Annotated in this window: 21 protein-coding genes; 9 read left to right on the top strand and 12 right to left on the bottom strand. The window is 68.8% G+C overall.

From position 1 onward, the window contains the following. Positions 1–134 precede the first annotated feature (134 nt). Positions 135–902: a lytic murein transglycosylase gene (locus QAD21_RS03820; RefSeq protein ID WP_280360552.1), complete on the top strand. Its 768-nt coding sequence runs from the start codon at positions 135–137 to the stop codon at positions 900–902. A 495-nt stretch (positions 903–1,397) separates the two neighbouring features. Here the strand turns inward: QAD21_RS03820 and QAD21_RS03815 are convergent, their stop codons facing one another. The 4 genes from QAD21_RS03815 to QAD21_RS03800 form a co-directional block, all read right to left on the bottom strand. Then, on the bottom strand, positions 1,398–2,690 hold the full coding sequence (locus QAD21_RS03815) for a M18 family aminopeptidase (RefSeq protein ID WP_280360551.1): 1,293 nt from the start codon (positions 2,688–2,690) through the stop codon (positions 1,398–1,400). Positions 2,691–2,704: 14 nt separating this feature from the next. Further along, positions 2,705–3,385, bottom strand: coding sequence for a phosphoribosylformylglycinamidine synthase subunit PurQ (gene purQ, locus QAD21_RS03810; protein ID WP_280360550.1), 681 nt, complete (start codon positions 3,383–3,385; stop codon positions 2,705–2,707). Between the two features lie 10 nt (positions 3,386–3,395). Then, positions 3,396–3,635 (bottom strand): phosphoribosylformylglycinamidine synthase subunit PurS, encoded by a 240-nt coding sequence (gene purS / locus QAD21_RS03805; RefSeq protein ID WP_010844201.1) that lies wholly within the window; start codon positions 3,633–3,635, stop codon positions 3,396–3,398. Between the two features lie 95 nt (positions 3,636–3,730). Next, positions 3,731–4,213: a glutathione peroxidase gene (locus tag QAD21_RS03800; protein WP_159370084.1), complete on the bottom strand. Its 483-nt coding sequence runs from the start codon at positions 4,211–4,213 to the stop codon at positions 3,731–3,733. A gap of 126 nt (positions 4,214–4,339) precedes the next feature. Between QAD21_RS03800 and QAD21_RS03795 the strand changes: the two genes are divergently transcribed. Beyond that, a complete protein-coding gene (locus tag QAD21_RS03795; protein ID WP_159370083.1) occupies positions 4,340–4,846 on the top strand; it encodes a MarR family transcriptional regulator in 507 nt (168 codons plus the stop codon). Between the two features lie 132 nt (positions 4,847–4,978). Next, a complete protein-coding gene (locus tag QAD21_RS03790) occupies positions 4,979–6,526 on the top strand; it encodes a DHA2 family efflux MFS transporter permease subunit (RefSeq protein ID WP_280360549.1) in 1,548 nt (515 codons plus the stop codon). Positions 6,527–6,680: 154 nt separating this feature from the next. Here QAD21_RS03790 and QAD21_RS03785 read toward each other — a convergent pair whose 3' ends face one another. Continuing rightward, positions 6,681–8,849 (bottom strand): S9 family peptidase, encoded by a 2,169-nt coding sequence (locus QAD21_RS03785; protein WP_280360548.1) that lies wholly within the window; start codon positions 8,847–8,849, stop codon positions 6,681–6,683. Then, the gene (locus tag QAD21_RS03780; protein WP_137810234.1) at positions 8,849–9,745 is read right to left on the bottom strand and encodes a phosphoribosylaminoimidazolesuccinocarboxamide synthase; all 897 of its coding nucleotides are present in this window, start codon (positions 9,743–9,745) and stop codon (positions 8,849–8,851) included. Before QAD21_RS03780 ends, QAD21_RS03785 begins: the two co-directional genes overlap by 1 nt. Positions 9,746–9,834: 89 nt before the next feature. On the opposite strand from QAD21_RS03780, the gene QAD21_RS03775 reads away from it, so the two are divergent. Beyond that, positions 9,835–10,122, top strand: a complete 288-nt coding sequence (locus QAD21_RS03775) for a SelT/SelW/SelH family protein (protein ID WP_058251226.1) — start codon at positions 9,835–9,837, stop codon at positions 10,120–10,122. A 223-nt stretch (positions 10,123–10,345) separates the two neighbouring features. Here the strand turns inward: QAD21_RS03775 and purB are convergent, their stop codons facing one another. The 3 genes from purB to QAD21_RS03760 all read right to left on the bottom strand — a co-directional run bounded on the left by purB (position 10,346) and on the right by QAD21_RS03760 (position 12,931). Then, entirely contained in the window at positions 10,346–11,773 is a 1,428-nt protein-coding gene (gene purB, locus QAD21_RS03770; RefSeq protein WP_058251227.1) for an adenylosuccinate lyase, read from the bottom strand. Positions 11,774–11,836: 63 nt separating this feature from the next. After that, positions 11,837–12,238 carry a hypothetical protein gene (locus QAD21_RS03765; RefSeq protein WP_065631490.1) on the bottom strand — a complete coding sequence of 134 codons (402 nt, stop codon included), beginning with the start codon at positions 12,236–12,238 and terminating at the stop codon, positions 11,837–11,839. A 99-nt stretch (positions 12,239–12,337) separates the two neighbouring features. Beyond that, positions 12,338–12,931 carry a TetR family transcriptional regulator gene (locus QAD21_RS03760; protein WP_171011670.1) on the bottom strand — a complete coding sequence of 198 codons (594 nt, stop codon included), beginning with the start codon at positions 12,929–12,931 and terminating at the stop codon, positions 12,338–12,340. A gap of 181 nt (positions 12,932–13,112) precedes the next feature. Between QAD21_RS03760 and QAD21_RS03755 the strand changes: the two genes are divergently transcribed. The 4 genes from QAD21_RS03755 to QAD21_RS03740 all read left to right on the top strand — a co-directional run bounded on the left by QAD21_RS03755 (position 13,113) and on the right by QAD21_RS03740 (position 15,439). Continuing rightward, positions 13,113–13,868 (top strand): DUF6882 domain-containing protein, encoded by a 756-nt coding sequence (locus tag QAD21_RS03755; protein ID WP_280360547.1) that lies wholly within the window; start codon positions 13,113–13,115, stop codon positions 13,866–13,868. 53 nt (positions 13,869–13,921) lie between these two features. Beyond that, positions 13,922–14,212 (top strand): nucleoside deaminase, encoded by a 291-nt coding sequence (locus QAD21_RS03750; RefSeq protein WP_280360546.1) that lies wholly within the window; start codon positions 13,922–13,924, stop codon positions 14,210–14,212. A 54-nt stretch (positions 14,213–14,266) separates the two neighbouring features. Continuing rightward, complete coding sequence (locus QAD21_RS03745) at positions 14,267–14,413, top strand: hypothetical protein (RefSeq protein ID WP_280360545.1); 147 nt, start codon at positions 14,267–14,269, stop codon at positions 14,411–14,413. 81 nt (positions 14,414–14,494) lie between these two features. Beyond that, complete coding sequence (locus QAD21_RS03740) at positions 14,495–15,439, top strand: alpha/beta hydrolase-fold protein (RefSeq protein WP_280360544.1); 945 nt, start codon at positions 14,495–14,497, stop codon at positions 15,437–15,439. 68 nt (positions 15,440–15,507) lie between these two features. Here QAD21_RS03740 and purD read toward each other — a convergent pair whose 3' ends face one another. The 3 genes from purD to QAD21_RS03725 are packed head-to-tail and all read right to left on the bottom strand — an operon-like array spanning position 15,508 to position 20,156. Next, positions 15,508–16,761 carry a phosphoribosylamine--glycine ligase gene (gene purD, locus QAD21_RS03735; protein ID WP_175401151.1) on the bottom strand — a complete coding sequence of 418 codons (1,254 nt, stop codon included), beginning with the start codon at positions 16,759–16,761 and terminating at the stop codon, positions 15,508–15,510. 54 nt (positions 16,762–16,815) lie between these two features. Beyond that, positions 16,816–18,894 (bottom strand): glycosyltransferase family 39 protein, encoded by a 2,079-nt coding sequence (locus QAD21_RS03730; protein ID WP_280360543.1) that lies wholly within the window; start codon positions 18,892–18,894, stop codon positions 16,816–16,818. Continuing rightward, entirely contained in the window at positions 18,891–20,156 is a 1,266-nt protein-coding gene (locus tag QAD21_RS03725) for a bifunctional glycosyltransferase family 2/GtrA family protein (RefSeq protein ID WP_159370074.1), read from the bottom strand. The genes QAD21_RS03730 and QAD21_RS03725 overlap by 4 nt, the downstream gene beginning before the upstream one ends. 137 nt (positions 20,157–20,293) lie before the next feature. Between QAD21_RS03725 and QAD21_RS03720 the strand changes: the two genes are divergently transcribed. After that, entirely contained in the window at positions 20,294–22,414 is a 2,121-nt protein-coding gene (locus QAD21_RS03720; protein WP_280360542.1) for a DEAD/DEAH box helicase, read from the top strand. Positions 22,415–22,436: the final 22 nt, after the last annotated feature.

Genomic DNA, 22,436 nt, shown 5'->3' with positions numbered 1-22,436 from the left:
AAAGACACAAATCGGTGGTGGTGTCCAGACCTGAATTGATCACGACAAGGTAACGCTTTGCTCACGGCCGCGTGTACGGTCGGCTCGGTTCCGCAACCACGAACCACGAGATGTACACGCGAGGTCGATCAGTTTTGGGTAAGCACTCCAAGCCACGGAAGAGGTCACGCACACCGTTGTGGGCCACCGCTCTGCTACCGGTGGGCGTTCTGGCCGGCGCGGCGACCGCCGGGGCCGAACTCTCCGGCAACACGCTGGCCCCCACGCCGGTGTCCGCGCCGCAGGTGACGTCCGAGGCCCCGACCACGCCACCGTCCGTGACACCGGCTGTGAAGGCACACCCACTGGCACCCACTCCCCCGCCGCCGCCGCCGGTCCGTCCGGCGAGCGTGACGACCGGTGCGGTCCCGGTGACCAACTACGACGCGTATGAGGCGGCCGCGAAGTCCGTCACGAGCACCCACCCGCGCTGCGGCATCGACTGGAAGGTCATCGCCGGGATCGGCCGGGTCGAGTCCCACCACGCCGACCAGGGCAACGTGAACCCCGACGGCGTCCTGCGCAGCGCGATCTTCGGTCCGCGCCTCGACGGCTCCCTCGCCGGCAACCAGGTCATCGGTGACACCGACGGCGGCGAACTCGACGGCGACCCGGTCTACGACCGCGCGGTCGGCCCGATGCAATTCCTGCCGTCGACGTGGAAGATGTACGCCGCCGACGGCAACGGTGACGGCAAGTCCGACCCGCAGAACATCTTCGACGCCGCGCTGACCACCGCGAACTACCTGTGCGACGACGATCTCGACCTGCGGGACTCGTCCTCGTTGGTGACCGCTGTCCTGCGGTACAACAACTCGATGGAGTACGTGAACAAGGTCCTCGGGTTCGCCCGCGAATACTGATCCCGCTACCTCACCAGGACCCTTCGTGACGCGCCCTCCGCAAGCTCCGGGCGCTCCTCAGGGAGCGGTAGGCGACGCTCGCGCCACTTACAAATGCAGGGAGCGCCCACCACCGGTTTGAAGTCGGGGAGCACCCACCACCGCTCCCACAAGTCGAGGAGCGCCCACCACCGCTCCCTGAAGTCGAGGAACGCCCACCACCGCTCCCTGATCGAGGAACGCCCACCACCGCTCCCTGAAGTCGAGGAACGCCCACCACCGCTCCCTGAGGTGCGAGGAGCGCAAGCGACGAGCCACGAAGGGTCCGGCGACTGGGCTTGCGAGACCCTTCGTGACGCTCGCAAGCTCGCTCCTCAGGGAGCGAGGTGAGGCACTCGCAAGCTCGCTCCTCAGGGAGCGAGGTGAGACGCTCCTCGCAAGCTCGCTCCTCAGGGAGCGAGGTGAGGCGCTCGCAAGCTCGCTCCTCAGGGGCGCTCGTCGACTCGCGCGTCGTTCCTAGCCCTGCGTCAGAAACGCTTGCAGCGCAGCCGAATACATCGGCACGTCGTCGGCACCCATGAGCTCGCGCGCCGAGTGCATCGCGAGCTGCGGCGCACCGACGTCGATCGTGGTGAGGCCCGTGCGTGACGCCGTGATGGGCCCGATCGTCGACCCGCACGGCAGATCCGCGCGATGGACATATCGCTGCATGGGGACGCCCGCGGCGTCGCACGCGAGCGCGAAGACGGCCTCTCCCACCGCATCCGACGCATAGCGCAGGTTCTGGTTGACCTTCAGCACCGGTCCGCCGCCGATCGAGATGCGGTGCCCGGGTTCGTGGCGCTCGGGATAGTTCGGGTGGGTCGCGTGGGCCATGTCGCCGGACAGGCAGATGCTCGCGGCCATCGTCTGGAGGAAGTCCGCGCGTGATCCGCCGCGCGCGAGCACGATTCGTTCGCAGATCGACCCCAGGAAGTCCGAAGCGGCACCGCGCTCGGAACCGCTGCCGACTTCCTCGTGGTCGAACAGCACCAGCATCTTCGTGTGCGCCGATGAACCGGCGTCGAGCAGTGCGCGCAGACCCGTGTAGCAGGTGCCCTGGTTGTCCAATCGCGGTGCGCTGAGCAGGTTTCCGTCGGCTCCGATGATCGCCGACGGCGCGACGTCGTGGGTCATGAGTTCCCAGCCGAGGAGCGCGTCCGGGTCGATGCCCGCGTACTCCGACACCCAGCCGAGGACGTCGGGGACGTCGTCGCCGATCCCCCACATCGCGTTGACGTGCCGCTGCGGATCGAGCGACACGCCCTTCCGGTCCTCGGACAGGTGGATGGCGAGTTGGGGTACCCGCACCACCGGTTCGGTCACATGAACCAGCGTGTGCGCCACCGAGTTCCCCGATCGGTACGCGAGGCGGCCGGAGAGGCCGAGATCGCGGTCGAGCCAGGAATTGAGCCAGGCGCCGCCGTAGGGTTCGAGCGCGACCATCGCGACCCCGGCCGACGAGCGGTCGGGATGCTGCTTGAGCCGCAGGTTCGGGCTGTCGGTGTGTCCGCCGACGATGCGGAAGGCGCCGGTCTGCCCGGTCTCCCAGGCGATGATCGAGCCGCCACGGATGACGTAGTGCCGCGCCGACGGGGCGTCGAGGCCGGCGTCCGCCCACGGCTGATCCTCGAACAGCCTTGTGTACCCGGCACTTTCGAGTTCGCGGGCCACCGTCGCGCAGACGTGGAACGGCGACGGCGAGGCGTCGACGAACTCGCCGAGGCCGCGTGCGGTCGCGCTGGTCGGAATCCTGGCGGACGCACTCATCGACGAACGCGCATTCACGCCGAGGGGAGGACCGAGTCGATCGCCGAGTAGAACAGGCCGAGGCCGTCGTCGCTGGGTCCGGTGAGCGGCTCCGTGGCGTGCTCGGGATGCGGCATCAGGCCGACGATCCGCCCGTTCGGACTCGAGATACCGGCGATGTCGAGGGACGAGCCGTTCGGGTTCCGCTCCGGGAACCGGAACACGACGAGTCCCTCACCCTCGAGCTCCTCGAGCTTGCGCTGCGAGGCCACGTAACGTCCCTCGCCGGACTTGAGCGGGATGAGGATCTCCGCACCCTGCTCGAAGCGGGTCGTCCAGGCCGTGGTGTTCGACTCGACGCGCAGCCACTCGTCCCGGCAGATGAAGTGCAGGCCCTCGTTGCGGGTCAGCGCGCCCGGCAGCAGCCCGGCCTCACAGAGCACCTGGAAACCGTTGCAGATTCCCAAGATCGGCATCCCCTTGCCGGCGGCCTCGACGACCGATCCCATCACCGGGGCGAAGCGGGCGATGGCCCCCGCGCGCAGGTAGTCGCCGTAGGAGAATCCGCCGGGGACGATGATCGCGTCGACGCCCTTCAGGTCGGCGTCGCCGTGCCACAGGGCGACCGGCTCGGCGCCGGCCAGCCGGACCGCGCGGGCGGCGTCGACGTCGTCGAGGGTGCCGGGGAAGGTGATGACCCCGATTCGTGCTGTCATGTGCTGCTCTCTACTCCGCGACGCGCGAGACGTTGAAGTTCTCGATGACGGTGTTGGTCAGCAACTCCTCGGCGATGCGCTCGAGCGTCGTGTCGTCGACCGTGTCGTCGACCTCGAGCTCGAAGCGCTTGCCCTGACGGACGTCGCCGATCCCACTGAACCCGAGCCGGCCCAGGGCGCCGACGATGGCCTGCCCCTGCGGGTCGAGAATCTCGGCTTTGGGCATCACGTCGACCACCACTCGCGCCATGGACCGCTCCTCAATGTCTGCTGGTCGGTTGTCGCCTGACCGGTGTTCTCCCGATCAGTTCACGCCGGTCAGCTTACCGGGTGCGCCAAATCGGCTCAGAGCACGGATTCGATGGCGGCGACGACCGTCGGATCGGTCGGCTCGGTGCGCGGACGGAAGCGGTTGACCACCTCACCGTCGGCGTTCACGAGGAACTTCTCGAAGTTCCACTGGATGTCGCCGGCCTCCCCGTCGTCGTCGGCGTGCTGGGTGAGTTCGGCGTAGAGCGGGTGACGCGCCTCGCCGTTGACGTCGGTCTTCTCCAGCAGCGGGAAGGTCACCCCGTAGGTCGCCGAGCAGAAGGTCGCGATCTCCTCGGCGGTACCCGGCTCCTGCCCCATGAACTGGTTGCAGGGCACTCCGACGACGGTGAGTCCCTTGTCTCCGTACGTCTTGGCGAGTTCCTCCAGCCCGGCGTACTGCGGCGTGAGGCCGCACTTGCTGGCGACGTTCACCACGAGCAGCGGTCCGCCGAAGTCCTTCAGCGAGACGTCGGAGCCGTCCAGAGCGGTAACGGGGATGTCCTTGATGTTGGCCATGGCTGCCAGATTAGACGGCGCCCGCGCCGCCTTCGGGAGACCCGGGTCACAGGTGCCGCCACGGTATGCGCAACGTCACCGTTAATTGCGTTTCGGCAATAGTTGCATTCGGGTTAGCATCTTCCGGTGTCCGGAGAATGCAGGTCGAACAGCGGCGCCGACGAGTCGGTGAACGCTGCGTCGTCGGCGCTCAACGCCTTCCTCGAGCGGCTCCTCGATCTGAGCCGGCCCGAGGCGCTGGAGAGTCTGGCGGCAAGCGAGGTCACGTTCTCGCAGCTCCGGATCCTCTCCACGCTTGCATGTCAACCCGGGCCGATGCCGGTCAACGCGATCGCCGATCGCGTTCAGCTGTCCCTCGCGGCCGCCGGCCGGACGGTGGACAAGCTGGCGACCGGAGGTCTCGTCGACCGTCGAGAGGACCCGTCCGACCGTCGGGTCAAGCGCATATCCCTCACCGACGCGGGCCGGCGCTACCTCGAGACCCATCTGGCCGTGAAGCGCGGGACCATCCGGCACTTCGTCGCCAACCTGCCCGCAGACATGCGCGACAACCTCTGCGCGGCACTGCGTCCCATCGTCGACGACGGCGTCGACCATTTCTGTCTGCCCACCGACGGACGGCAGGCCTCGTGACTCCCCTCTCCTACCTCGTCGCTCCCTGATCTCTGACCACCGACCCTCACGGGGTCGAACGAGCCCACAGACTTCTCTGCCGCGGATGGCCGCGGCACGCCCATTTCTCGCCCGACCGATAGGAACACGCGAATGACCTCATCCACAGGTGGCCACCTGCACGACGGCCCACCCGACACCAAGCTGGACCGCCACGTCCTGCTGGTCGCCGGCGTGGTCGTGCTCGGCGCGATCATGTCGATCCTCGACGTCACCGTGGTGGCGGTCGCCCAGAACACCTTCCAGCAGGAGTTCGGCACCGACGCCGCGGGCGCCGCCTGGACCGCGACCGGCTACACCCTCGCACTGGCGGCGGTGATCCCGTTGTCGAGTTGGGCGGCATCGCGTTTCGGCACCAAGCGCGTCTACCTCGTCTCGCTGGTCCTGTTCACGGTGGGTTCGGTGTTGTGCGCGCTGGCGCCGAACATCGGCATGCTCGTGGCCTTCCGCGTGATCCAGGGACTCGGCGGCGGCATGCTGATGCCGATCGGCATGATGATGCTGACCAAGGCGGCCGGTCCCGAGCGGGTCGGTTCGGTCATGGCCGTGCTCGGTATCCCGATGCTCCTGGGTCCGATCTCGGGCCCGATCCTCGGCGGCGTCCTCATCGAGCAGCTGAGCTGGCACTGGATCTTCCTGATCAACGTCCCGATCGGCATCATCGCCCTGGTCTACTCGTGGATCGTCCTGCGCGATGACGCGGAGACCAGCCGCCCCTCGATCGACGTCGTCGGTCTGTTGCTCCTGTCGCCGGGTCTCGCGTTGTTCCTGTTCGGTATCTCCTCGAGCGCCGAGCACCGCACGTTCGTCACGGCATCGGTTCTGGTGCCGACCATCATCGGTGCCATCCTGATCGTCGCTTTCATCGTGCACGCCCTGCGCAAGAAGAACCCGCTGCTCGACCTGCGGCTCTTCGCGAACCGCACACTGAGCATCTCCGTCATCACGATGGTGCTGTTCATGGTCGCGTTCTTCGGTGCGGCGCTGCTGTTCCCGCAGTACTTCATCGGCGTGCGCGGCGAGTCCACGTTGACCGCCGGTCTGCTGCTGGCCCCGCAGGGCATCGGCGCCATGCTCACCATGCCGATCGCCGGCCGTCTCACCGACAAGATGGGTCCGGGCAAGTTCGTGCTCGCCGGCATCGTCCTGATCGTGCTGGGTCTGAGTACGTTCATGTTCCTCGGCGCCGAGACCTCGTACTGGCTGATCTGCGGTTCGCTGTTCGTGCAGGGTCTCGGCATGGGCATGACGATGATGCCGATCATGTCCGCGGCCCTCGCGACCCTCAGCAACCCGCAGGTCCCGGACGGTTCGACGCTGCTGAACGTCATCCAGCAGTCGGCCACGTCGATCGGTACGGCCGTCATCTCGGTGATCCTGGCCAGCAGCCTGGCTAGCCGACCCGAGGCGGGACTGGCGATCATGGCGAACACCTCCGACGATCCGCTGCCGCCGGGCGTGCCGAACCCGTTGCCGGAGTCGTTCTTCGAGACCGCGGCGGACGTGTTCTCGAGCACGTTCACCATCTCGGTGGTCCTGATCGTCCTCACCCTGATCCCCGCGTTCTTCCTGCCCCGCAAGAAGATCGCGTCGCCCCTCACCGAAGAGGACATGGACCGCGGTCCGATCATGATGCACTGATCATCTCCTGCTGATCGCAAACCAAAGCCCCACCGACTTCCGGGTCGGTGGGGCTTTGTGGTTTCGACAAGCTCAACCAGCGGAAGGGTGAGCTCAACCAGCGGAAGGTGAGCTCAACCAGCGGAAGGTGAGCTCAACCAGCGGAAGGGTGAGCTCAACCGGCGGGAGTATCGAGCGCGCCCGACTGCTGCAGGATCCACGCGATCTCGAACGCGACCTCTTCCCACTGCTTGTAGCGTCCGCTGACGCCGCCGTGGCCGGCGGACATCTCGGTTTTCAGCAGTACCGGATTGCCAGACGTGGTCTTCTCCTGCAGTCGCGCAACCCATTTCGCCGCCTCGGTGAACAGCACCCGGGTGTCGTTGAGCGAGGTCAAGGCGAGGATCGGCGGATACGGCTTCGCGTCGACGTTCTCGTACGGCGTGTAGGTCTTCATGTACTCGTAGACCTTCGGGTCGTGCAGCGGGTCACCCCACTCGTCCCACTCGATCACCGTGAGGGGCAACGACGGATCGAGGATCGAGTTCAGCGCGTCGACGAACGGCACCGACGCCAGGATCCCGTTGAACAACTCGGGCGCGAGGTTCGCGACCGCACCCATCAGCAATCCGCCGGCGGACCCGCCCTCGGCGACCATCTGCTGCGGTGTCGTCCACCCGGTGTCGACGAGATGCCGTCCCGCGGCCACGAAGTCGGTGAATGTGTTCCGCTTGCTGAGTTCCTTGCCGTTCTCGTACCAGTAGCGACCCATCTCCCCACCACCGCGGATGTGCGCCAGGACGAACACCATGCCGCGATCGAGCATCGACAGTCGCGCCACCGAGAAGTACGGGTCGATACTCGCCTCGTAGGAGCCGTAGCCGTAGAGGAGCAGGGGCGCCGGCTTGGCGGCGTCGGTTTCCTTGCGCCGCACCACCGACAGCGGGATCCGGGTGCCGTCCTCGGCAACGGCCCACTCCCGCGACTGCACGTAGTCGGCCGGGTCGTAACCGCCGAGCACCGGCTGCCGCTTGAGCAGGGTCCGCTCGCCGGAGGCGACGTCGAGCTCGAACAGTTCCGCCGGTTCGATGAAACTGCCGTATCCGATGCGGAGCCTCGGGGCACTCCATTCCGGGTTGGCGCCGAGGCCCGCGGAGCCGAGTTCCTGGTCGAACGTCACCTCGCGGAAATCCGATTCGACCGGTATGCCGTCGATCTGCCGCAGATCGACGATCGCGAGACGCGGCAACGCATCTCGGCGGTAGGACAGGACCAGGTAGTCGGCGAAGGCGTCGAGGTCCTCGATCCGGCGTTGCGGGTCGTGCGCGATCAGCGGACGACGGTCCGACGGGTCGGCGACCGGCGCGAGGTCGATGGCGAAGTTCTCCGCCTTCTGCCCGTCGCGGACTTCGTTGTGCACGATGACCAGATAGTCCTCGCCGCCGATGACGGCGTGCTCGACGCTGTACTCGACCCCGTCGACCCGCGGTGCGACGCTGCGGAATTCACCCGTCGGGTCGTCGGCGGCGAGCAGGTAGCTCTCCGAGGTGATCTTGGACCCGACGCCGATGACGAGGTACTTGTCGCTCCGGGTGGTGCCCATCCCGACCCAGAACCGCTCGTCGGGCTCGTGGAAGACCTTGACGTCGGCCGTCCCGGCACCGATGTCGTGGCGCCACACCGTGTCCGGGCGCCAGGCGGCGTCGACCGTCGAGTAGAAGACGTGCCGGGCGTCCGCCGACCACACCGCACCCCCCGAGGTGTCGCGGACCTCGTCGGGGAGGAGTTCCCCGGTGCGAAGGTCCTTGACGCGCAGGGTGTATCGCTCGTCCCCGACGATGTCGATGCTGTAGGCGAGCCAGTTGCCGTCGTCGCTGACGGTCAGCGCCCCGAGGCTGAAGAAATCGTGACCCTCCGCCTCGACGTTGGCGTCGAGCAGGATCTCCTCGCCGGGCAGCGGGTCGTCGCCCACCTCTGGCGGGGTCCAGTCGTCCTCGGACCGGATCGGGCAGCGGCACGATGTCGAGTACTGCTTGCCCTCATGGGTTCGCCCGTAATACCAGTGCCGCCCGCGCCGGTTGGGCACCGACATGTCGGTTTCCTTGGTGCGGCTCTTGATCTCGCCGAAGATCTGCGTGCGCAGGTCCGCCAGCTGCGCGGTGTGCGATTCGGTGAAGGCGTTCTGCGCCTCCAGGTAGGCGATGACCTCCGGATCGTCCTTGTCGCGCAACCATTCGTAGTCGTCGACGAAGGTGTCGCCGTGGTGGGTGCGTTCGGTGGGCACCTTCTTGGCCACCGGCGCGGTGACCGGCGCTGCGTTCATGATGGTCTTCTCGTCGGTCATCAGATCACCTCTGCGTCGGGCCAGTCCGCGAAGGACTTTCGCGAGATCCATTCGTAGGCATCGATATAGCGCTGCCTCGTGCGGTCGACGACGTCGTCGGGCAACGGCGGCGGCGCTTCATCGGAGGCCCGGTCCCACCCGGATTCGGCACCGGTGAGCCAGTTTCGCACGATCTGCTTGTCGAAGCTGGGCTGCACCTTGCCGGCCTCGTAGGTGGCGGCCTCCCAGTACCGCGACGAGTCGGGGGTGAGCACCTCATCGGCCAGGACGAGTTCACCGTCGGCCCCGCGGCCGAACTCGAATTTGGTGTCGGCCAAGATAATTCCGCGCTCGGCGGCGACGGCGGCGCCGCGGGCGTAGATGTCGAGGGTGGCCGATCGTAGCGCCTGCGCCAACTCCTCCCCCTCCTGCTCGACGACCCGCTCGAAACTGATGTTCTCGTCGTGCTCACCCTGCTCGGCCTTGGTGGCCGGCGTGAAGATCGGTTCGGGGAGCTTGCTCGCCTCCGCCAGTCCCGCCGGCAGTTCGACGCCGCACACCGACCCGGTCGCCTGGTAGTCGAGCAGGCCCGAGCCGGTCAGGTAGCCGCGGGCAACGCATTCGACCTGCACCATCGGCAGTCGACGGACCACCATCGACCGGCCTACGACCGACGCCGGGATCCGTTCGTCGGTGGGGCCGCCGGCCAGGTGGTTGGGCACGCCGAGCTCGTCGAACCAGTAGAAGCTCATCGCGGTGAGGATGCGCCCCTTGTCGGGGATCGCGGGACTGAGGATGTGGTCGTAGGCCGAGATCCGGTCGGACGCCACCAGCAGCAGGGTGTCGGCGTCGATCTCGTAGATCTCGCGGACCTTCCCCGACGCCAGATGACGGTAGGACTGCAGTTCAGGACGCATGGACTCGACCCTAGAGGGTGAGGTGACCCCGCGGGGCGGCAGGGACCACCCGTCCAGCCGTGGGCCCCGGGGTCTGCGATCCTGGATCGATGAGCGAGCCGCACATCACCATCACCTACTGCACGCAGTGCAACTGGCTGCTGCGGGCGTCGTGGATGGCCTCGGAACTGCTGAACACCTTCGGCACCGAGATCGGCTCGGTGACCCTCGTCCCCGGCACGGGCGGGGTGTTCGTCATCGACGTCGACGGCACCCAGATCTGGGAACGCAAGCGCGACGGCGGCTTCCCCGGTGCTCCCGAACTCAAGCGTCGCGTGCGCGACACCGCGCTCCCGGACTGGAACCTCGGCCACTCCGACGTCTCGACCCCCGAGTGACAGAGCCGACCTTCTGCTCCCTAATCCGAAAGGAGCGACCCCATTGCTCCCTGAGGTGTGAGGAGCGATAGCGACGAGCCACGAAGGGCCTGGTGAGACACGTTGCGGAGCCCTTCGTGGCTCGCTTCGCTCGCACCTCAGGGAGCAGACGGGGTCGCGCTCCTCAGGGAGCAGGGGTAGCAGGCACTCCGACGTCAGCGAGCCGGAGTGAGGTGGCGGAGAGCTACAGGATCGGCGCCGGCGAGTAGCCCGCGGCGTCGGGGTACTGCCCGATGATCTTCTCCGCGGCCGCGATGACGTCGGCGACCTGCTGTTCGGCGGCACCGACGAAGGCCGTCTTGTCGGCCAGCAACGCGTCGAGCTGCGCGCGGTCGAGCGGGATACGGTCGTCGGCGGCGAGCCGGTCGAGGAGGTCGGGTTCGCGTCCCTCCTCCCGCATGGCGAGCGCGACCGCGACCGCGTTCTCCTTGATCGCCTCGTGCGCGGTCTCCCGCCCGACGCCGGCGCGCACCGCGGCCATCAGGACCTTGGTGGTCGCGAGGAACGGCAGATAACGGTCGAGCTCGTTGGCGATCACCGCCGGGTAGGCGCCGAACTCGTCGAGCACGGTCAAGAAGGTCTCCATCAGTCCGTCGATCGCGAAGAACGCGTCGGGCAGGGCCACGCGACGGACGACCGAGCAGAAGACGTCGCCCTCGTTCCACTGCGCGCCCGCCAGTTCGGCGGCCATCGAGCCGTATCCGCGGAGTACGACCGCGAGCCCGTTGACGCGTTCGCAGCTGCGGGTGTTCATCTTGTGCGGCATCGCCGAGCTGCCGACCTGACCGGGCTGGAAGCCCTCGGTGACCAGCTCGTGGCCCGCCATCAGCCGGATGGTGTGGGCCAGCGACGACGGCGCGGCCGCCAGCTGCACGAGTGCCGACACCACGTCGTGGTCGAGCGACCGCGGATAGATCTGGCCGACCGAGGTGAACGAGCGGGCGAACCCGAGGTGGTCGGCGACCCGGCCCTCGAGGTCGGCGAGCTTCACCGCGTCGCCACCGAGGAGGTCGAGCATGTCCTGCGAGGTGCCCATCGGCCCCTTGATCCCGCGCAGCGGGTAGCGGTCGATGAGTTCGCGCAACCGGGTGAGCGCGATCATCAGCTCGTCGGCCGCCGAGGCGAACCGCTTGCCGAGCGTGGTGGCCTGGGCGGCGACGTTGTGACTGCGTCCGGCCATCACCGTCGACGAGTAGTCGGCGGCGCGCGCGACGATGCGCGCGAGCACGGCCACCCCGTGGGCGTGGACGTGTTCGAGCGAACGCAGGATCTGCAGCTGCTCGACGTTCTCGGTGAGGTCGCGGCTGGTCATGCCCTTGTGGATCTGCTCGTGGCCGGCCAGGGCGTTGAACTCCTCGATCCGGGCCTTCACATCGTGGCGGGTGACCCGTTCACGCTCCGCGATGGATGCGAGATCGACCTGGTCGACGACGCGTTCGTAGTCGGCGATGGCGTCGGCCGGTACATCGATGCCGAGGTCGCGCTGCGCCTTGAGGACCGCGATCCACAGTCGCCGTTCGAGCTCGATCTTGGTGCTCGCCGACCACAGTTCGGCGAGATCGGCGGAGGCATAGCGGCTGGCCAGGACGTTGGCGATGACGGGCTTCGACACCCGGTCAGTGTAGGTCGCGGCCGTCGCGATCCTCAAAACCCGGAGAGGGCCGCGCACGCGCGGTCAGAATGCGATGCACGCTCCATTGGACCCGTAACCCTGTCGCACGCGGACGAACGTCGGCGCCGACACCTTCCCGTTCTGCACGGCATACAGATACTTGTCACCGGTCCGGTGTGGGACCCACGTGGTCGAGGCGAGAGCCCCCTGAGGCAGGTCGCGGCCGACGAAACGCGGCGGCAGACCCGCCTTGACCTCGAAGAACTCGACCCAGCCGGACGAGTTGACCGCCACGGTCAGCGGATAGGTGCAGCCGGTGCCGTAGACCGCCGAGGAGAACGGGATCGACGCATCGACCCGCCCGGCCGGCGCCGCCTGCGCCGTCGGGGCGACGAACGCCGTGGCCCCCATGACCGCCGCGCCGAGCGCGGCCCCGACTCCCACCATCCATCGTCTCGCTGACACGCGATCCCCTTCCCCGTCGGTGACCTGACGCCCCATCGTGTCATCGCCGCGTCCACCGCGCGGTGAGTTCGCGAGGTTCGGCCCGGGCGCTCCGTCCGGTCACTCCCGCGGGGCGAGGACGTCGACGACGTCGAGCAGCGCGTCGCGCACCGCGTCGACCGGTCGCACCGCCGTCTGGGACAACGCTCCCACGATGGCTCCGTCCTCGATGCCGATCAGTTGCGCAATGTGCGCCGGATCGGCGACCCGGTGCGACTTCACCAGGACCTCGCAGTGGTGGAACGCCAGCGATTGTCCCCGACTCGCGACGACCTCGCGCAGAAGCGGATACCGCGCCGCGAGCGCGATCATCTCGTACCGCGCGGACAGCTGCTGGAGGGTGGTGTCGGAGCCGACGAAGACGTCGGCGAGGGCACCCGCCGTCGCCGTGCTGCCCCGGTGCCGGCGCGGAAGGGCGTTGCAGCGGGCGGCGACTGCGGTCTCGTCGTGCGCGCACAGATTGGCGGCGGCCTCGGCCATCAGGTCGTCGAGGGAACCGAAGTAATAGGTGGTCGACGCCAGCGGTAGTTGCGCGCGCTCGGCCACCGCGCGATGACGCACTGCATCGAAGCCTCCTTCGAGCAGCAACTCGCCGGCAGCCTCGATCAGTCGAGACCGCCGCCGCGCACCCTTCGGTGTCGCCGCCGAGGTCATCATGGGAGTCAATGCTGCCAAAGGGCCGGTACCGTCGTATCGCTTTCACCAAAGCGATACACGCCCAGGCGGATTCCCGTATAAGCCCGCTGACCTCGGCGGAATGCCCGACGGCGGTCGACCGTCAGTCGGACGTCGGACAGAGGGGTACGACGACCACACCCGCGGTTACCGTGACCTCATGCAGTTCGACGGCCTCCATGCTGTCGCCGATTACGCGGCGCTCTACACCTGTCTGCGGCAGGTCGCGTTCGCCGACTTCCTGCGCGAACGGCTCGGTAGCTTCGAGTCGCGCTGCGACCCGGCGGAGCGGTCCGTCGTCTTCACCTCGACAGTCTCGTCCGACCCGGACGGGCAGCGCGACTGTGTCCGTTCACGTGCCACCCTGATCGCGGTCATCGAATCGGACGCGATCGTGTGGGGGTGGGCCCATCCCCGCGGCGAACCGGCGGGTCCAGCCGCCGCGCTGCGCGACGTCGGCGCCCGATTCGGCGTCGATGATTTCGCCGTTCCCCGGGTGTCGTTGCCGCCCAGCCTGTCTCGCGACCAGATCGCCGACTACCGGACAGAGGCGATCGACATCGTGGCCGCGGCCGCGGTCGAGAGCACCGGGATCAGTCCGTACTGGACGGCACAGCACGACGACGGGGATCTCGCGGTGTACCTCCTCGACGACGTCGCGCTGCCCGAACCGACCTTCGCCGACTTCGCCACCACGATGCCGACGGTGATGAGATCACTTGCGGTCAACGATCATCGGGTGGCGATCCACGGGATGGCCGCCCGCCGCGGCTGGCACATCAGCTGGCGCACCGGCTCCGACGGCGGCCGGTCGCCGATCTGCGACGTCACCGACGGCGAGTCGGTGGCGCACGTCGAGTTCGACCGGCGCGCGCGGCCCGTCGACTTCAGCTGTGAACTCGTCGGGCAGGCCTGAGACACTCGCCGTTCGCCCCACGCCGGCGTGCGGAACCGTGCGACGATCGGGACATGTCCCCCGACAGTCACGAGGACCCAGACATCACCCATCTCCGGCAGGCGATCGACCTCGCCGCCCGGGCCCGGACGCGCGGCGACCACCCGTTCGGCTCACTGCTGGTGGCGCCGGACGGCAGCGTGGTCGCCGAAGCGATGAATTCCGTGGACACCGCGGGTGACCCGACCGGGCATGCCGAGACGAACGTCGTCCGCGCGGTCGGGCACCTCGATCTCGACACGCGCGCCGAGCTGACGCTGTACACCAGCACCGAGCCGTGCGCCATGTGCGCCGGCGCGATCTAATGGGCCGGGGTCGGGACGGTCGTCTACGCGCTCGGCGAGGACGACCTGCGGGAGATGACCGGCGACGATCCCGCCAATCCCACGCTGGCGATGCCGTGCCGACGGATCTTCGAGGCGGGCAGTCGGCCGATCGTGGTACGCGGTCCGTTCGCGATCGACGCCGCACACGAGGTCCACGCCGGTTTCTGGCAGCACAGCTGAGAGGAGATTCCTCACAACGGTGCGCGTCGGGAGCCATTCCGTTGCGGCGGGACGGGGGTCGGCCATTACCCTGTTGACTCGATGACCCGAGTGCCACCCCTCCCGAGCAATCCCGACGAACACGCCCGTGCGATCGTCGGGCGTCGTGCTGTCCTGGCCGCCGGCCTCGGCGCCGCCGCCCTGGGGGTCGCCGCGTGCTCGGGGTCGACCCCGCCGACGTCCGTGGAGCCCCGCAAGCTCGAGGGCCGGGCCGACGATGAACTACCGGTCGAGGCGTCACCGCCACCGGTCACCGGCGGCCCACCGCTGATCACCGGCAGCTTCCGCTCGGCGCGCATGGCCGGGCGTGACACGCGCTGGGCCGTCGCCCGGCCCAACGGGGTGACGGGCACCCTGCCCGTCGTCGTCGTGCTGCACGCGCTCAACACCAACGAGAAGTCGATCTTCGGGCCGAAGCTCGAGATGCAGTCGGTGATGCAGCAGTACGTCGACGCCGGGAACGCGCCGTTCGCGCTGGCCGCCGCCGACATCGGGCGCAACTACTATCACCGACGCACCGACGGCGCCGACGGGGGCGCGATGATCCTCGACGAGTTCCTGCCGATGCTCGCGAGCAATCCGGACCTGGACCTGTCCACCGAACGCATCGGCCTGTTCGGATGGTCGATGGGCGGGTACGGCGCGTTGCGCCTGGCGGCCATGCTGGGTTCGCCGCGTGTCGCCGCGGTCGCGGTCAGCTCCCCCGCGATGTGGGCCGACCCGCGCAACTTCCCGCCGCGCGCCTTCGACGGCCTCGCCGACTACCAGGCGAACTCGCTGTTCGGGGCCCAGCCGAAGTTCGCGAAGATCCCGCTGCTGATCAACATCGGCTCGAGCGACCAGTTCTACACCTACACGCGGCAGTGGGCCGCCGGACTCCGGCCACCGGCGGCGTTCGGGACCGCGGCGGGTGGTCACACCAATCGCTACTGGCGCAGCGTCCTGCCCGAGCAGGTCGAGTTCCTCGGGCGGAACCTGGCGGTCTGAGTCGACCGTCATTCCCTATTCCGTTCTCGCACAACCGATTTCGGTGAACGGGAACGAGGGAGCGAGACTCAGATGCTGATCCGGCCCTCGAGGGCGTTGCGGCCGATGTCGCGGCGGAAGTGCGAACCGGGGAGCTTGATGTTCGCGATCCGCGCGTAGGCCTGCTCGCGAGCTTCGGCGAGATCGGCGCCGGTGCCCACCACCGCGAGCACCCGCCCACCCGAGGAGACGACGGCTCCGTCGGCGTTGCGCGCGGTGCCGGCGTGCAGCACCCCGTCGGTGTCGGCACCGGTGATGAGGTCGCCGGTGCGCGGCTTGCCGGGGTAGTTCTCCGCGGCGACCACGACGGTGACCGCGGCCCCGTCGCGCCACTGCAGCGGCGGGAGGTCGGCGAGGGTGCCGGTGGCGGTCGCGTGCAGCGCCTGCCCGAGCGGCGATTCGAGCAGGGCCAGCACCGCCTGGGTCTCCGGATCGCCGAAACGACAGTTGAATTCGACGACGGCCGGCCCGTCCGACCCGATCGCCAGGCCGGCGTACAGCAGGCCGGAGAACGGGATGCCGCGTCGAACCATCTCGGCGGCAACGGGTTTGACGACCTCGTCGACGATGCGCGTGGTCATCTCGGCGGGCAGCCAGGGCAACGGCGTGTAGGCACCCATCCCGCCGGTGTTCGGTCCGGCGTCGTCGTCCCCGACGCGCTTGTGGTCCTGGGCGGGCAGCAGGGGCACCACGGTCTCGCCGTCGACGAGGCAGAACAGCGACACCTCCGGCCCGTCGAGGAAGCTCTCCAGCAGGACGGGGTGGCCGCTCTCGAGGCACTCGGCCGCGTGATCGCGGGCGACGTCACGGTCCGCGGTGACGACGACGCCCTTGCCCGCGGCCAGACCGTCGTCCTTGACGACCCAGGTCGGGCCGAACCGGTCGAGTGCGGCGTCGAGCCGGGCGGGATTGTCGACGATCTCGGCGTGGGCGGTCGTGACCCCCGCGGCCTTCATGACGTCCTTCGCGAAGGCCTTCGACCCCTCGATCTGCGCGGCCTCGGCACTCGGACCGAAGGTCGCGATGCCGGCCGCGCGCAGGGCGTCGGCGACCCCGAGGACCAGGGGCACCTCGGGACCGATGACCACGAGGTCGGCGCCGATCTCGCGTGCCAGCGCGACGACCGCGTCGCCGGAGACGGCGTCGACGGGATGGTTCGTGGCGATCGACGAGGTGCCGGCGTTGCCCGGGGCGACGTGCAGGTCGGTGACCGCCGGATCGTTCGCCAGACCGATGAGGAGGGCATGTTCGCGGCCGCCCGAGCCGATCACGAGTACGCGCACGTCCATGACTCTAAACGCCGGTACCCGTGACCGCCCAAACGGTGTCGGCGCCGGTCAGCTCGTGGGCTGGGTGAGGTCGTACAGGGTCACGCCGTCGACGGTTGCGGCGGTGAAGTTCTCCTGCACCCAGGTGCTGATCTGCGACGACGGTTGCGACGAGTTGCCGCCCATGCCGCCCCCCATACCGGGACCAGAACCGCCACCGATGAAGTAGTGGATCTTCTTCGCGGCCACGAGCTGCTGGAATTCGGCCAGGGTCGGCGACGGATCGCTGCCGTTGAATCCGCCGATCGGCATCACCGAGTGTCCGGTCTCGAGCTGGTAGCCCGACGCCGACATCGAGCCCACGGCAGCTGCGACCCACGTGTACTCGTCGGCGTCGGCGGTGAGCCTGTCCACGAGCGCCGCCGACGGCGTCGAACCACGGAGCAGTCCCCCGGCGGCTCCGTCGCCACCGCGACCGCCCCCATCCTGTTGACCCATACCGGGCATCCCCTGCCCGGGTGCTCCCGATCCCTGCGGTGGCATGCCGGGCATGCCCCGTCCGCCGGGACCACCCGGGCCACCTCGTCCACCCGGCCCACCGCCACCGGGACCGAATTCGCCCTCGACGCGCGGTCCGGCGGTGATGATGGATCCGCTCTTCTCGGTCGCGATGGTGTCGACGGTGTAGGCGACCGGCCCGGCCAGGCCCGCCATGATGGCCCCGATGAGCGCTGCGGCCGCGACGGTCCGACGCTGGGTGAAGACCATGGCCACCGCGGCGAGGAGTCCCACGACGAGGACCGCGTATCGCAGCCACGGCACGAAGTCGGGTGTGCGATCGAGCAGGACGAAGCCCCAGATCGCGGCGGCCGCGACGGAGATCCCGAGCGCGATCCGCACCCACAGGCGGTCCCGGTGCGACCAGCACACCGCCGCGCCGCCGGCGACGACCGCGGCGACCGCGGGAGCCAGTGCCGCCGTGTAGTACTGATGGAAGATCCCGGCCATGAAGCTGAAGACACCCATCGTGACCAGCAGCCACAGCGCCCAGACGACCAGATACGCACGGCGCGGGTCGGTTCGTCGGGCCCTGCCGATCAGTACGAGTGCCACGGCAGCGAGGATCAGGCCGGTCGGGATGAGCCAGGCGATCTGACCGCCCTGCGCGGGTTCGAACATCCGCAGCCAGCCGGTCTCGCCCCACGCGCCGCCCCCGCCTCCGGGGCCACCCGGTCCACCGCCCATGCCCTCCATCGCGTTTCCCCCACCACCGGGGACGACGGCGCCGGTCTCGTTGCCGTTGAGCCGGCCCAGGCCGTTGTAGCCGAGGGTCAACTCGAGGATCGAGTTGTTCTGCGAGCCACCGATGTACGGACGCGACGACGCGGGCCACAGCTCGACGGCGAGAATCCACCAGCCGGCGCTGACGATCATCGCGCCGAGCGCGGCGAACAGTTGTCCGATCCGGCGCAACCAACCACGCGGCCCGAAGGCGAGGTAGGTGACCGCCAGCGGCGGCACGATCAGCATGACCTGGAGTTGCTTGGTGAGGAAACCGAAGCCGACGAACACGCCGGTCAGAACCAGCCATCGCCACCGTCCGTCCTCGAGTCCCTTCATCATCGACCAGACCGCGGCGATCATCAGCAGGATGAGCAGCGCCTCGGGGTTGTCGAAGCGGAACATCATCGCCGCGACCGGTGTCACCGCGAGGGTCACCCCCGCGACGATGCCGGCCCAGTGGCCGAAGTACTTCCGGGTGATCACGTAGAGCAGCGCCACCGAGGCGACGCCCATCAGCGCCTCGGGCACCAGGATCGACCACGGGTTGACCCCGAAGATCCGGGCGCTGAGCCCCGGAATCCACAGCGAGGCAGGCGGTTTGTCGACCGTGATGGAGTTCGCCATGTCCGACGACCCGAAGAACCACGCCTTCCACGACTGGGAACCGGCCTGGATCGCAGCCGAGTAGAAGGAGTTGGCCCACCCGTTGATCGACAGATTCCACAGGTAGGCCACCGTGGTGCCGATCAGCAGCACCGCCAGCGAGAGACGTTCCCAGATGGCACTTTTCGCCGGTGAACGCGTTGCTTCTGAGGAGTCCGCGGGCGCCACCGAGCCCGACGGGGAGACGAGGGTGGTACTCATGCGGCAACCTCCGTGTGGTGAGCGGGCGCCTTGCGGAACACCCAGCGGAGACCGACGAACCGGGTGAGCGTCGCCACCAGGTTCGCGATCACCAGGATCATCAGTTCGATGTGTTTCGTCGCGTCGGGGGCGACGGTGTGGAGAACGAACAGCGCACCCGAGGTGACGACCCAGCCGAAGAGGAAGACGCCGAGGCCGAAGAGCTGGTGACGCAGGGCGTTGTCGCGTCCGCGGATGCCGAAGCTGAAGCGCCGGTTGGCGGCGGTGTTGAGGACCGCGGTGATCGCGAGCGCGACCACGTTGGAGACCTGGGCGCCCAAGAACGAGTGCAGCGCCAGGAACAGGACCGCGTAGGCCAGCGTCGAGGCCACGCCCACCACGCAGAAGCGGGCGAGCTGCCCGACCATGCCCGTCGGCACCCCGTCGAGCTGTGGTCCCGCGGCCCGGTCGCGGCCGATGGAGGCGCGCAGCTGGGCGATCGGCAACCGGCCCATGGCGAGTGCGAGGCCCACGCGCGCACAGCCTTTCAGATCCGCGATCGCGGTCGGCACGATGTCGACGGTGCTGTCGGGGTCGTCGACCCAGTCCACCGGCACCTCGGCGATGCGCAGACCGATCTGTTCGGCGAGGACCAGGAGCTCGGTGTCGAAGAACCAGCCGGTGTCGGCGACGAACGGCAGCAGTTCGCGGGCGATGTCGGTGCGCATGGCCTTGAATCCGCACTGCGCATCGGAGAACCGGGCGCCCATCGCAGTACGCAGCATCAGGTTGTACGAGCGGGAGATGAACTCGCGCTTGGGTCCTCGGACCACGCGTGCGGAGCGGTTGAGGCGCGTCCCGATCGCGATGTCGGAGTGCCGCGACACCAGCGGGGCGATGAGCGGCATCAGGGCGTTGAGGTCGGTCGAGAGGTCGACGTCGCAGTACGCGACGATCTCGGCGTCACTGTGCTGCCACACCGCGCTCAGCGCGCGTCCGCGGCCCTTCTGCTCGAGATGGACGACCCGAACGCCCTCGAGTTCACCGGCCAGTGCGACGGCGATCTCGAGGGTCTCGTCGGTGCTGGCATTGTCGGCGACGGTGATCCGCGACGCGTACGGCACATGCGCGCGCAGGTGGTCGGCCAGGCGTCGCACCGACGAGGCGATGTCGTCCTGTTCGTTGTAGACGGGGACCACGATGTCGAGTACTGGATTCGGCGTAGAGGTGTCGGCGACGGTGTACATCTGCGCCGGGGCGCCCGGCGGTGCTTCTGGGATCATGCGGACAACTCTCGATTCCCAGCCTCGCGTCACCCTGCATGTGAACTGCCAGGTTCCTGTGAACGCTTCGCCGGGTACACGCCGCGGTGTGGACGGACCGCGTCGGCGTGTCCGAGGGCGCCACTACATTGGGGCGCATGGCCGCAACCCTCGCCCCGGACCAGCTGACCGCCGCCAACCGCGTCATCACCAGCCTGGCCGGCGAGGGCGCCGCGCTGCGCGACGACCAGCTCCGGGCCGTGACCGCACTGGCCGGCCGGCCCGCCGATCCCACCGAGCGCGGCGCACGCGTACTGGTCGTCCAGGCGACGGGGTGGGGCAAGTCGGCGGTCTACTGGTCGGCGACCGCGATCATTCGGGCGGGTGGCGGGGGGCCGACGCTCATCGTGTCGCCGCTGCTGTCCCTCATGCGCGACCAGGTCGCCGCCGCCGCTCGCGGTGGGTTGTCGGCGGCGACGCTCAACTCGTCCAACGTCGACGAGTGGTCCATGATCGAGGCACAGCTGCGCGCCGGCGACCTCGACGTGCTGCTCGTGTCACCGGAACGGCTCGCCAATCCGGGCTTCGGTCGCCGGGTTCTCGACGTCTTGGCCGGCAACCTCGGCCTGCTCGTCATCGACGAAGCACATGCGGTGTCCGACTGGGGTCACGACTTCCGCCCGGACTACCGCCGCGTCGCCGACGTGCTGCGTACCGTCAACCCGACGACGCCGGTCCTGGCCACCACCGCCACCGCCAATGCCCGCGTCACCGACGACGTCGCCGCTCAGCTCGATGCCGGGTCCGGTGGTGAGCCGACACTCGTCCTCCGCGGTCCGCTGGCGCGGAAGTCCCTGCATCTCAACGTCCTCGACGGCCTCTCCCCGGTCCAGCGGTACGGGTGGGTCGCACAGTCGCTGCCGGCTCTGCCGGGGTCGGGCATCGTCTACGTGCTGACCGTCGCCGACGCCGACCGCCTGGTCGAGGCGATCCGGGCTGTCCATGGCGACACCGTCGCGGTGGCGGCCTACACCGGTCAGCTCGACGCCGACCGCCGCCACGAACTCGAAGACGCGTTGCTGCGCAACGAGGTCAAGGCGCTCGTCGCGACGTCGGCGCTCGGAATGGGTTACGACAAACCCGATCTCGGATTCGTCGTGCATGTCGGGTCCCCGCCGTCGCCGGTCTCCTACTACCAGCAGGTCGGCCGTGCCGGACGCGCCCTCGACGATGCCGTCGTCATGCTGCTCGCGTCGCAGACCGACGACCGGATCTGGGACCATTTCGCGACCGCGACCATCCCCGATCCCGACAAGATGCGTGACCTGCTCGCCGCCCTGGAATCCGCGGCGGAGCCGCAGTCGGTGGTGCAGCTCGAGGCTGCCACCCGCTTCCGGCGCACGCGTATCGAGTTGATGCTGAAGCAACTGGCGGTCGACGGCGTCACCGACCGGACCGCCGACGGGTGGGTCGTCACCGGCAAGCCCTGGACCTACGACGCCGAGCACTACGACGGCATCCTCGCCGTGCGCCGTCGGGAGGCCGACATCATGCGCGCCTACATCGCGGGCCGCACGTGCCTCATGCGGTTGCTGACCGAATCCCTCGACGACCCGCAGGCCGCGGACTGCGGACGCTGCTCGGTCTGCCGGGGCGCCCTCAGCGAAGGACTCCCCGATTCGGTCGACGCCGAGATCGTCCGCACCGTGACCTCGACGCTGCGTCGCAAGGCCCAGACCCTGGACCCCCGCAAGATGTGGCCCGGTGGCGAATTCGGGCGTCGCGGAAGAATTTCCGCCGATCTCCTGGCCGAGCCGGGTCGTGTCCTGGCCCATGCCGACGCCCCGGAGTGGGTCGAGGTGCTGGCCGCGGCCCGCAACGGCGACGAGCGCGCACTCGCCGAGTTGGGCGACGCCGCGGTTGCGACGCTGGCCGCGTGGGTGCGCGACACCGGCATCCGGGCCGACGTCATCGTGTCGCTCCGTCTGACCGGCACCGTCCTGGCCGAGACCCTGGCCGACCACCTGCGGAAGGTCGGGAAACGCGAGGGCGACAGCTTTCCCGTGCGCATGGGCGATCCGCCCACCGACGCGACCGGCGCGGTCGAGGCCGCGTACTGGCGCGACCACCTCGGCGACCCGCCCGACGTCGCGGGCCGCGCCGTGCTGCTCGTGGTCGACGCCAACGGCTCGGGCTGGCCGATCACCCTGGCCGCCGCCGCCCTCCGCGAGGCCGGCGCCACCGCGGTGCTACCGCTGCTGATCCACCGGACGGTGTGAGCCCTACGCAAACCCACCCCTT

The organism is Gordonia sp. SMJS1 (assembly GCF_029866425.1).
In the GTDB taxonomy this organism is placed as follows: Bacteria; Actinomycetota; Actinomycetes; order Mycobacteriales; family Mycobacteriaceae; genus Gordonia; species Gordonia hongkongensis.
Note: the sequence above shows the minus strand (reverse complement) of the source record. Positions and strands in the feature narration are given on the sequence as shown.